The organism is Haloarcula onubensis (genome assembly GCF_031624605.1).
Classification (GTDB): Archaea; Halobacteriota; Halobacteria; order Halobacteriales; family Haloarculaceae; genus Haloarcula; species Haloarcula onubensis.
Genome location: NZ_JAMQOS010000001.1, coordinates 142,024 through 151,136 on the forward strand (window position 1 = coordinate 142,024; position 9,113 = coordinate 151,136).

Annotated in this window: 11 protein-coding genes; 4 read left to right on the forward strand and 7 right to left on the reverse strand. The window is 69.1% G+C overall.

Translation table 11 applies throughout. The features are described from left to right. Positions 1-33: 33 nt before the first annotated feature. Positions 34-171, reverse strand: coding sequence for a hypothetical protein (locus NDI86_RS00880; RefSeq protein WP_220589607.1), 138 nt, complete (start codon positions 169-171; stop codon positions 34-36). A 208-nt stretch (positions 172-379) separates the two neighbouring features. Next, complete coding sequence (locus tag NDI86_RS00885; RefSeq protein ID WP_310898500.1) at positions 380-667, reverse strand: DUF7577 domain-containing protein; 288 nt, start codon at positions 665-667, stop codon at positions 380-382. Between the two features lie 126 nt (positions 668-793). On the opposite strand from NDI86_RS00885, the gene NDI86_RS00890 reads away from it, so the two are divergent. Together NDI86_RS00890 and nucS are read left to right on the forward strand one after the other, a co-directional pair. After that, complete coding sequence (locus NDI86_RS00890) at positions 794-1,228, forward strand: hypothetical protein (protein WP_310898501.1); 435 nt, start codon at positions 794-796, stop codon at positions 1,226-1,228. A gap of 3 nt (positions 1,229-1,231) precedes the next feature. Further along, positions 1,232-1,969: an endonuclease NucS gene (nucS, locus tag NDI86_RS00895; RefSeq protein ID WP_310898502.1), complete on the forward strand. Its 738-nt coding sequence runs from the start codon at positions 1,232-1,234 to the stop codon at positions 1,967-1,969. On the opposite strand, the gene NDI86_RS00900 is transcribed toward nucS, so the two are convergent. The 3 genes from NDI86_RS00900 to NDI86_RS00910 all read right to left on the reverse strand — a co-directional run bounded on the left by NDI86_RS00900 (position 1,963) and on the right by NDI86_RS00910 (position 6,014). Then, entirely contained in the window at positions 1,963-2,220 is a 258-nt protein-coding gene (locus NDI86_RS00900) for a HalOD1 output domain-containing protein (RefSeq protein WP_310898503.1), read from the reverse strand. The genes nucS and NDI86_RS00900 overlap by 7 nt on opposite strands. Before the next feature lie 57 nt (positions 2,221-2,277). Beyond that, on the reverse strand, positions 2,278-4,983 hold the full coding sequence (mutS, locus tag NDI86_RS00905) for a DNA mismatch repair protein MutS (RefSeq protein WP_310898504.1): 2,706 nt from the start codon (positions 4,981-4,983) through the stop codon (positions 2,278-2,280). A gap of 113 nt (positions 4,984-5,096) precedes the next feature. Then, the gene (locus NDI86_RS00910; protein ID WP_310898505.1) at positions 5,097-6,014 is read right to left on the reverse strand and encodes a hypothetical protein; all 918 of its coding nucleotides are present in this window, start codon (positions 6,012-6,014) and stop codon (positions 5,097-5,099) included. A gap of 181 nt (positions 6,015-6,195) precedes the next feature. Between NDI86_RS00910 and NDI86_RS00915 the strand changes: the two genes are divergently transcribed. Beyond that, positions 6,196-6,513: a thioredoxin family protein gene (locus NDI86_RS00915; protein ID WP_310898506.1), complete on the forward strand. Its 318-nt coding sequence runs from the start codon at positions 6,196-6,198 to the stop codon at positions 6,511-6,513. 69 nt (positions 6,514-6,582) lie between these two features. Then, on the forward strand, positions 6,583-7,344 hold the full coding sequence (locus tag NDI86_RS00920) for a DUF7847 domain-containing protein (RefSeq protein WP_310898507.1): 762 nt from the start codon (positions 6,583-6,585) through the stop codon (positions 7,342-7,344). Here the strand turns inward: NDI86_RS00920 and NDI86_RS00925 are convergent. After that, positions 7,341-7,778: a universal stress protein gene (locus NDI86_RS00925; protein ID WP_310898508.1), complete on the reverse strand. Its 438-nt coding sequence runs from the start codon at positions 7,776-7,778 to the stop codon at positions 7,341-7,343. The genes NDI86_RS00920 and NDI86_RS00925 overlap by 4 nt on opposite strands. A gap of 24 nt (positions 7,779-7,802) precedes the next feature. Then, a complete protein-coding gene (locus NDI86_RS00930; RefSeq protein WP_310898509.1) occupies positions 7,803-8,942 on the reverse strand; it encodes a sulfite exporter TauE/SafE family protein in 1,140 nt (379 codons plus the stop codon). Between the last annotated feature and the right edge of the window lie 171 nt (positions 8,943-9,113).

Sequence of the window (9,113 nt, forward strand, 5' to 3'; positions counted from 1 at the left end):
CGGGCCGTCCCACGAGAAATCCGGCAGCCGGTGTTATCGACGGTCTGATTCGGGGTTGTGCTTGCGGCGGTAGGTACCGACCATCTTCCAGAGCGTGTCGTCGAGCCGCTCACCGTTTGCTTCGTCTTCGAGCTGTCGGTACAGGTTCTCCGAGACTTCGATTCGAGGCATCACCTGTGTCTACCGACCGGGCGTACATAAAATCTATCTGACACGGAATCGAGTAAATGCTTCACGTCGGGCGATTAGTGCGCACACTGGGGGGTGTCGTCACTGTCGGTGTCGCGCGGTGGCTCGTCAGACGGTCGATGGAAGCCATTTCCGAGATTTGCCGGACCCGTCGCGGCAAATCACGGGGACGTCGTTACGACCGACCGTCTCAGTGGGCGTTGGGCCGCTCCCGCGAGGGACGTTGCGGCGCGCCACTCGACATATCGGCGATACACTCCCGACAGAACTGGTACCCCTGCTCGTTTCTCGTCCCGCAGTTGGCACAGGTGACGGCACCCGTCTCCTCGTCGCTGGTGGCCGGTTGCGTCGCCCCGGGCTCCGGCTGCGCGGCGCCGTTGGCCGGTTCGCCGTGGCGGCGATAGGCGTACAGCATCGTCAGGATGTGCACACCCACCAGCAGGGCGATGGCGCCGTACAGCCATTCACTCCCGAGCATACATGACGATACGGTGACGCGATACTTGAGGGTTGTGCATAGTTCACATGGGTTGCCCGCCGGCACGCCGCTCCGTCCACCGCCGCGGCCGAGCGTTCAAGTGGGGTGGCGTGACCACCCGGCCGTATGGGTCAGCGCACGCTCGTGGTCGTTCCGCGGCCCGACGGCGGCTTCGACTGTCGGTACGCCCACTGGGGGGTGACGACCGACCCGTTTTCGGGGTCACGACCCCTCGGGCGCGACTGGTCCGGCACAGCCGTCTGTGCCGAACTCGACGCCGGCTACGACCGCCTGCTCGTCGCCGCCGCGCGCCCGCGCTGGTACTGCGTCTGCTGGCTCGACCCGACGCTGACCGACCCCGACGACGTCGTGCTGGCCCGGACGGACGACCCCGACCGACTGCGCGAGCGCTGGACCGAGGCGAAGAGCCGCGCCGTCGACGCGGTCGCCCGCGGGACGGCCCCCGACGCCGCCCGGGCGGCGCTCCTGCTCGGACTGGCACGGCGGGCCGACGCCTGCCACCGCGCGGACGACGCGTCCTTTTTACGCGACGACGGCTAACCGATGGACGTGACCGCCGACAGCGCCGTCGAGACGCTCTCGTACCCCGAGGTCGCCACCGCCAGGGACCTCGTCGCCCGCGCCATCGACCGGGGCGCGATGGTGACGCTGTTTGGCCGGTGTACGGTCGAGTACGACGGTCGCGCGGCGAGTTCGCTCGGGCCCGGCGACCGCCACGTCACGCTGAAACCCGACGGGGCGGCGCTGGTCCACACCGACGAGGGCCAGCAGCCGGTCAACTGGCAGCCGCCGGGCTGTGACCACTCGGTTACCGTCACCGACGGCGCCCTCGAAGTCCACTCCGAGCGCACCAATCCAGAGGAGACCCTCGACGTCGTCTTCGAGACGGTGGCCCACGCGGCCGCCTTCGACGTGCGCGACCCCGAGGAACTGGCCGTCACCGGGACCGAGGCGGACCTCAAAGAGCGTATCCTCGACGACCCGGCCCTCGTCGAGCCCGGCTTCACACCGCTGGCGACCGAGCGGGCGACCCCCGCCGGCGCCGTCGACATCTACGGCGAGGACGAACGCGGGCGGACCGTCGTCGTGGAACTGAAACGCCGCCGCGTCGGACCGGACGCGGTCGGGCAACTCGACCGGTACGTCGACGCCCTGGAGCGTGACCTCCACGCGGGGACGGAGGTCCGGGGCATCCTGGTCGCGCCGTCGGTGACCGACCGGGCGCGGCAGTTGCTCGCCAAGAAAGGTCTGGAGTTCGTCTCGCTCGAACCGACTCAGTAAATCTCGACCGTCTCGTCACAGACGACCACGCGGTGGCCGGCGTAGGTGAACTCGACGTCTGTCGCCCCCTCGCCGTCGACGACCGCGTCGAGGGCCTCGGAATCGATGACGTCGCCCAGCGGTCTGAGCGACATCGGCTCCTCGTTCTCTACTGCCGCGATGGCCCGGACGACCGCCAGCGTGGGCGACTCACCACGCAGCGTCGTCGTCACGAGCGGTCTCCCGTCCGCATCGCCGCCGCTACGATTCATATATTTCATCTATTCATTTTAGTATAAAAACTGTGGTCCCTCACTCGTTAGTAAGCCCTACTCGACCCGGTCGGCGAGGTCGGCCAGCGTGTTGAGCGCCTCCAGCGGTGTCATCGTCGCCACGTCGACCTCACGCAACAGCGCCTCGATGTCGTCGTCCGCGCCAGCCCTGCAGTCGACACCCGAGCCTGCGTCGGGAGCGGCGCTCCGGCCCGGTGTGCCGTCCCGGCCGTCCGCGCCGTCGCTTCCCGCAGTCGGCGCCGACGCTCCGTCCGCCGCCAGCAACTCGCGGGCGTGGTCGACGACGGAGTCGGGGACGCCGGCCATCGACGCCACCTCGACGCCGTACGAGGCGGCGGCCGGTCCGTCGGCCAGTTCGTGGTCGAAGACGACCGACCCGCCCTCCCGGGAGGTCTCGAAGTGGCGGTTGGCCACGCCAGCGAGGTCGTCGGCCGCCGCCGTGAGGTCGTGGTGGTGGGTCGCAAAGAGGGTGTAGGCGCCCACCTCGTCGTGGAGGTACTCGGTGACCGCGCGGGCGATGGCCAGGCCGTCCGCCGTCGAGGTTCCCCGCCCGACCTCGTCCAGCAGGACCAGCGACGCCTCGGTCGCCTCCGTCAGGATGGTCGATAGCTCGGTCATCTCTATCATGAACGTCGAGCGGCCGCCGGCGATGTCGTCGCTGGCGCCGACGCGGGTGAACACGCGGTCGAGTATCGGCAGGTCGGCCGACGCCGCCGGGACGAACGCGCCGGTCTGGGCGAGCACGCAACAGAGCGCGACCTGGCGCATGTAGGTGGACTTCCCGCTCATGTTCGGGCCGGTCAGGACGACAAAGCGGGGCGTAGCTGTCTCGCCGTTCTCCCGCGGCGTTCCCCCAAGCCGTGTGTCGTTCGGGACGAACGACTCCTCCGTGCGCTCGACGACGGGGTGGCGCCCGGCCTCGATGTCGATGCGGTCGGCGCCGACGCTCGGCCGGCAGTAGCCCCGCGTCGCGGCGACCTCGCCGAAGGCGACCAGCGCGTCCAGTCGCGCGAGCTTCTCGGCCAGTGCCTGCACGCGCTTTGCCTCCTCGGCGACGGCGTCACGGACCCGACAGAACAGGTCGTACTCCAGGTCGTCGGCCGCCGCCTCGGCTCTGAGTATCTCCTCTTCGCGCCCTTTCAGTTCGGGGGTGTAGTAGCGCTCGCTGTTCTTGAGCGTCTGGCGGCGCTGGTAGTCCTCTGGCACCGAATCGAGGTTGGCGTTGGTCACCTCGATGTAGTAACCGTGGACAGCGGTGTGGCCGACCTTCAGCGAGTCGATGCCGGTGCGCTCGCGCTCGCTCGCTTCGAGGTCGTCTATCCACTGCTTGCCCGACCGCTCCGTCGAGCGCAGGTCGTCCAGTTCCTCGTCGTAGCCTTCTCGAATCACGCCGCCCTCGGTGACCTGCTGTGGTGGGTCGGGTCGAATCGCCGCCTCGACCTCCTCGCGGGTCTCGGTCAGCGGGTCGAGCGTCGCGTGCAGGTCTGCGAGCAGCCGCGACTCCGCGCCGGCCAGCGCCTCGCGGATATCGGGCACCACGGCGAGCGTCGCCGCGAGCGACCGCAGGTCACGGGCGTTGGCCCGACCCCGCGAGACCCGCGAGACGAGCCGCTCGATGTCGTACACCTGCGAGAGCAGGTCGCCGAGTCGCTCCCGGGTCCCCGGACGCCGCTTCAGTTCGCCGACGGCCTCGTGGCGCGCTTCGATGCGGTCCGTATCCAGCAGCGGGCGACACAGCCAGTCAGTGAGCTTGCGCCGGCCCAGCGCGCAGGCCGTCTCGTCGAGCGTGTCCACGAGCGTCAGGTTCCCGTGGCCCCGCACCGAGCGCCGGTCGAACAGCTCCAGGCTCTCGACGGCGACGGCGTCCAGCAGCATGTACTCGCGGGGGTCGTACCGCGTCAGGTGGTTCAGGTAGTCCAGCGTCCCCTCCGGGTCCACGTCGGGGTCGACCGGCTCGCCGTCCGGGCCGACCGCCCCGGACTTCCCGCGCGTGTACTCGGCGTAGGAAAGCAGCGCGCCCGTGGCCCGAACCTCGGCGTCGCCCGCCAGCAGCCGCTCTGGCGGGCCGAAGTACCGCTCGATGCGGCTCTCGGCCCGCTCGCGGTCGAAGGCGTCGGCGTCGTACTCGGTGACCAGACACGCCCCCCCGAACACCGACGCCTCGTCTACGTCTACGTCCGGCCCGACGATTGCCTCCGCGGGGTCGAACCGGCGCAACTCGTCGGCGACGGCCGTCTCGGAGTCCACGCTCGTAGCGTAACACGCCCCGGTCGAGATGTCGACGAGCGCGAGGCCGTACTCCCCCCCGTCGGCCAGCGCCGCGACGTAGTTGCTGTCGGCCCCGTCCAGCAGTTCGGCCTCCGTCAGCGTCCCCGGCGTCACGACCCGCGTCACGGCCCGCTCGACGACGCCGCTTACCTCGTCGGGGTCCTCGACCTGGTCGGCGATAGCGACCCGGTAGCCCGCGTCCAGCAGCGTCTCGACGTACGACTCGGCGTTGTCGATTGGGATACCCGCCATCGCGTACTCCCCCGTCGAGTCGGTCCGCTGGGTCAGCGTAATCTCACAGAGCCGGGCGACTCGCTCCGCCGCGTCACAGAAGGCCTCGTAGAAGTCCCCGACCTGAAAGAGTACGAGCGCCTCGTCGTAGCGCTCACACAGTTCGAAGTACTGGGCCATCATCGGCGTCAGCTCGTCGTCCAGCCCGGCCATCTTCGCCGGTGGCCCGAGCGCCGCGTCCATACCCGACCTGGCGGGGTCGCCGGCAAAATACCCCACGGTCGCCCGCGTTCGACCGCCGCCCCCGGTCACCGGCCTCGACGTGCTCGACTGTCGGGGGCAGACGACTCCGCGGGCTACGAGGGCCCGAACCGCGCCGACTCCAGGACGACCAGCACGTACGTCGCGATGAACCCGAGCGCGTAACCCAGCAGGTGGGCGTAGAGGTTCAACACCCGTCCGCCGACCACGGGGTCGACGGGAAAGGTCGCGAACGGGAGCGCCACGAAGAGCCCGGTCCCGACGACGGCCAGTTCGAAGTGCCCGGCCTCGGTCGCGGCCGCCCGGAGGCGCTCGCGCCAGTTCGTCCCCGCCTCGGCCAGTGACAGTCCGTACAGCACCACCACGAGCGCGAGGACGACCAGCAGCCCGACCAGCGTCGCCGTCAGGACGTGGCCCACCGCGACCGTCCGCCCCCGGTACGGCACTGTCACGCCGTAGGAAAGCACCGCCCCCAGCGTCAGCAGCGCTATCAGCGCCAGCCCGGTGAAAAAGAGCAGCGGCGCGGTCGTCCGACGGTTCCCGATACCGAACTGCCCCTCGGCGTGCGTCGCCAGTGCCAGCGGCAGATAGCCGTACAGCGCCAGCAGGACGCCCGAGAAGCCGGCGCTGGCGCTGCTGCGGACGATGGCCAGGTTCAGATACGGTAACACGACCGGACAGACCAGCAGCAGGGAGACGAACGCGACGCGGAACCGCCATCGCTCCCCGTTGACCGCGCTCAGCAGGTACGCGACGGGGACCACGAGTGCGTAGCCCACCAGGTTCACCGCCAGATGCCGGGGTCCGACGTGGACGAACGACGACAGCACCGCGGTGCGAAGCGTCGGGTCGCCGTACTCGAACACGAGCGACTGGCGAACCGACTGGGGCAGCGTCGCCACCGCCAGCAGGACCGCCGGGACAGCCGCCACCAGTAGCAGGTCCGCCGCCGTCGCCGGCGTGCGAAGCGACTCGAACGCCCCCTCCGATTCCGTCTCTCCGACGCGGTCCATCCGTACGGTAGCGACGGTCCCCCGGCGTCATGACAGTTCCGACGCCTCCGCGAACTCCCGGGAGCCGGCCAGCGCCGCGAGCAGTGGACACGAGGTGTCGTCGCTCGCCACCGGGGCGTCCGGCGACCCGCCACCCGGCCGTGGACGACAGCGGTTTGCCCGTCGGCGCCCGAGGGCCGGTATGAGCCCGGTCGAGACCGTCCGTACGCGCGAGGAACTGGACGCCCTGCTCGCCGACCGCGAGCGGGTGCTGGTGATGGTCCGAACCGCCGGCTGTGCCATCTGCCGGTCGATGGAACCGATTCTCGACGGCGTCGCCCGGGCGACCCAGGCGACCGTCGTCGAGTTCAACCCCCGCGAAGACCTCGACGCGGTGGCCGACTTCGCCGTCCGCAGCGTCCCCACGTTCCTGCTGTTCGTCGACGGCGAGTTGGTCGCCCGTCGGGCCGACGGCTTCGTCCCGACGGCGGAGCTGGAAGCGTTCGTCGCCGACGCCTGATATGCCCCGTGAAACCGCGTCTCACGGGTGGAAAATCCTTTTTGTCCGGTTCGTCGTAGGTAACGGTCGATGTCCCTCCAGATTGGTCCCGTCCTCCGCTCGGGCGGGGAGAAGCTGTTTAGCCGTACCGGCGCGGTACTGCTCGTGGCCTATCTCGCCCTGATGGCTGCGCTCCTGCCGCTGAGTAACACGATGCTGGTCCGCATCTACGAGACGGCCGGGCTGACCGAGGTCACCGAGGCGATTCCCCTGGTGCTCGACGTGTCGCTGTCGGTGGCCGCCGTCGGCTACCTGGTCGGCGCGCTCGCCGGCACGTACCTCTCGCTCGTCGCCACCCGGACGTTCGTCACGGGCGACGGGGCGCAGTTCCCGGCCGGCGCGTTCACCCGGAACGTCCCGCTCGCCATGGTGAACGTCGTGGTCGGCGGACTGGTCTACGGTCTGCTGGTCACACTGGGGACGATAGCGCTGGTGATTCCCGGCCTCGTCGCCTACGTCGCCTTCCTGTTCGTGCTGCCGTACATCGCCGTCGAGGACCGGAACTTCGTCGACGCGCTGCGGGCGAGCTACCGGCTGAGCAAGGGCAACTGGCTCCTGCTGTTCGTGCTCCTCGTTATCGTGGTCGCCGTCGCCGGCGTCCTCGGTGGCGTCGGCGGTTTCGTCTCCGCGCTCCTCCTGCCCCCGGCGGCCGGCCAGTTGTCGCTCGCGTTCGTCCAGTCGCCAATCTCGCTGTTCTCGCTCGCGGTCATCGCCGCGGCGTTCGAGCAGTTGCGCGACGACGACGCCGGCGGGTCGGCGCCGACCGCTCAGACGCCCTCGACGCCGGTCTAGTCCTCGGTCAGCCGGACGGTGACGACCGGCACCGGCGACCGGCGGACGACCTTCTCCGCGACGCTGCCGATGAGGTAGTGGTCGAGCCCCGTCCGGCCGTGCGTGCCCATCACGACCATGTCCGTGCCCGACTCGTCGATGTAGTCGAGGATGGCCGTCTTCGGGATGCCCTCGACGACGGCCGTCTCGACGGGCAGGTCCGACGACAGCGACGCGACCGTCGTCTCGACGGCGTGGTCCGCGCGCTCGCGCTCGGCTTCTTTCCAGGCCTCGGCGGAGAGGCCGCTGGTCGGGCTCTCGAAGCGGTTGCGCGTGTCGACCACCGAGAGCACGTGGACGGTGGCGTCGAACCGCTCTGCGAGCGCTTGCGCGTGTGTCGCGGCCGTCTCGATACCGTCGCTGCCGTCGGTCGGGAGCAGGATATCGTCGTACATGCGAGAAAGGAGAACGCGAACGGACTAGAAAGCACCGGAGGCCATCAGGAACAGCGCGACGGCGATGACGGCGAAGATGACGCCGACGCCCTTCTTGATGAGTGCCGTGTCGATGGCCGCCGAGACGTAGGGGGCAATCTGGCCCCCCGTGACCGTCGCGGGCACCGTCCAGACGACCATGTTCCACGGCGTCGAGGCGAGGCTGATGTTGTGTGCGCCGGGGACGAACTGACCGCCGAAGACGTGGACCAGCGACGCCAGTACCGCCGTCAGCGCGACGACGATGTGGTTGGTCCCGATGGCGATGCGGACGGGGACGTTCGTCCGCAGCATCGAGATGATGCCGAGCTCGCCGACGCCGAAGCCGGCCAGCCCCTGGAAGACGCCGCCGACGCTGTAGTTGCCAAAGCGTTCGAGCCAGCCGCCCCGCGAGTAGCTGTAGTCGTTTCCGTCGCGGTCGACACGGGTGACCGTCCCGTCCGCGGCCGTCTCGACGCCCGCGGGGCCGAGTTTGTCCTCGTCGTCGGGCAGGTCGGGGCCGCCGTCGGACTGTGGGTCCGACGAGGCTCGCAGACCATCGGTCTGCTCACCGCCGTCGGCCGACACGTCGGCGTCGTCACCGCTGGTGCTTGGCTCCTCGTGGCCCAGGTCGGCCCTGAACAGCAGGACGGAGGCGGCGATGAGCGCCACGCCCAGCAGCGCGTGGAACACCGGCGCGGGGATGATAAAGGACAGCAGGGCGCCGGCGACGACGAACGGAATCGCGCCAAGCACCAGGCTGAGCGCGAGTTTGCGGTCGACGAGTCCGTACTGGACGAACGCCAGCGCGGAACTGGAGAGCCCGAACGACTCGCTGATGAGGCCGATCTTCACGAGCGTCTCCGGGCTGAGCGTCTCGCCGGCAAGCAGCGGGAAGACGAAGATGAGGAAGGGGACAAACAGCGCGGAGCCGCTGATGCCCACGGTGTTGACGATGGTCGCCCCCAGCAGGAAGAACAGAAAGAGCCACCAGTAGTCCAGCCAGTAGCCGGTGCCGGTGTCGGCCGGCGTCGGTGCCGCGAAGTACACGGCCGCCACGAACAGCAGCGGCGCGAGGAACACGAACACGTGCTGGTACTTGAGAAAGGTCTTCTGGATGCTGTCTGTCGATGACGACGTGGTCATGAACGGTGACTCCTGTGTTGGGAACTGTGCTATAAAACGGTTGTTCTCTCCGTCATCTGTGTGGATGATTCGTGTAAAATCCGGGTCGCTGAGGGTCAGAATCGGCAGTTTCGTACACGACGCGCGTGCGCGGTGATAAATCCCTAATGTTTATTGGCACGGGTATGGAAG